Source organism: Virgibacillus sp. MSJ-26 (assembly GCF_018918075.1).
Classification (GTDB): domain Bacteria; phylum Bacillota; class Bacilli; order Bacillales; family Amphibacillaceae; genus MSJ-26.
Genome location: NZ_JAHLPW010000045.1, coordinates 1 through 1,494, shown reverse-complemented (window position 1 = coordinate 1,494; position 1,494 = coordinate 1). Strand labels below are relative to the sequence as shown.

Annotated in this window: 1 rRNA gene; it reads right to left on the bottom strand. The window is 54.6% G+C overall.

What is annotated here, in order from left to right:
• Window positions 1-7 precede the first annotated feature (7 nt).
• Window positions 8-1,494: ribosomal RNA gene (locus tag KQI49_RS18335) — 16S ribosomal RNA — on the bottom strand; the annotation flags it as partial.

Genomic DNA, 1,494 nt, shown 5'->3' with positions numbered 1-1,494 from the left:
TCCTTAGAAAGGAGGTGATCCAGCCGCACCTTCCGATACGGCTACCTTGTTACGACTTCACCCCAATCATTCGCCCCACCTTCGGCGGCTGGTTCCTAAAAGGTTACCTCACCGACTTCGGGTGTTGCTAACTCTCGTGGTGTGACGGGCGGTGTGTACAAGGCCCGGGAACGTATTCACCGCGGCATTCTGATCCGCGATTACTAGCGATTCCTGCTTCATGTAGGCGAATTGCAGCCTACAATCCGAACTGGGAATGGTTTTGTGGGATTCGCTCCACCTCGCGGTTTCGCTGCCCTCTGTTCCATCCATTGTAGCACGTGTGTAGCCCAGGTCATAAGGGGCATGATGATTTGACGTCATCCCCACCTTCCTCCGATTTGTCACCGGCAGTCACCTTAGAGTGCCCAACTTAATGCTGGCAACTAAGATCAAGGGTTGCGCTCGTTACGGGACTTAACCCAACATCTCACGACACGAGCTGACGACAACCATGCACCACCTGTCACTCTGTCCCCGAAGGGAACTCGATATCTCTATCGATAGCAGAGGATGTCAAGACCTGGTAAGGTTCTTCGCGTTGCTTCGAATTAAACCACATGCTCCACCGCTTGTGCGGGCCCCCGTCAATTCTTTTGAGTTTCAGCCTTGCGGCCGTACTCCCCAGGCGGAGTGCTTAATGCGTTAACTCCAGCACCAAGGGGCGGAAACCCCCTGACACCTAGCACTCATCGTTTACGGCGTGGACTACCAGGGTATCTAATCCTGTTTGCTACCCACGCTTTCGCACCTCAGCGTCAGTTACAGACCAGAGAGTCGCCTTCGCCACTGGTGTTCCTCCACATCTCTACGCATTTCACCGCTACACGTGGAATTCCACTCTCCTCTTCTGTACTCAAGTCCCTCAGTTTCCAATGACCCTCCACGGTTAAGCCGTGGGCTTTCACATCAGACTTAAAGGACCGCCTGCGCGCGCTTTACGCCCAATAATTCCGGACAACGCTTGCCCCCTACGTATTACCGCGGCTGCTGGCACGTAGTTAGCCGGGGCTTTCTGGTCAGGTACCGTCAAGGTCATGTCCTGTTAGAACACAACTTGTTCTTCCCTGACAACAGAGTTTTACGATCCGAAGACCTTCATCACTCACGCGGCGTTGCTCCGTCAGACTTTCGTCCATTGCGGAAGATTCCCTACTGCTGCCTCCCGTAGGAGTCTGGGCCGTGTCTCAGTCCCAGTGTGGCCGATCACCCTCTCAGGTCGGCTACGCATCGTCGCCTTGGTAGGCCTTTACCCCACCAACTAGCTAATGCGCCGCGGGCCCATCTGTAAGTGATAGCTAAAAGCCATCTTTCATCCTTTCACCAGGCGGTGAAAGACTTCATTCGGTATTAGCTCACGTTTCCGCGAGTTATCCCAATCTTACAGGCAGGTTGCCCACGTGATACTCACCCATCCGCCGCTCGTTCCACGGACTAGACACCCCGAAGGGTGAC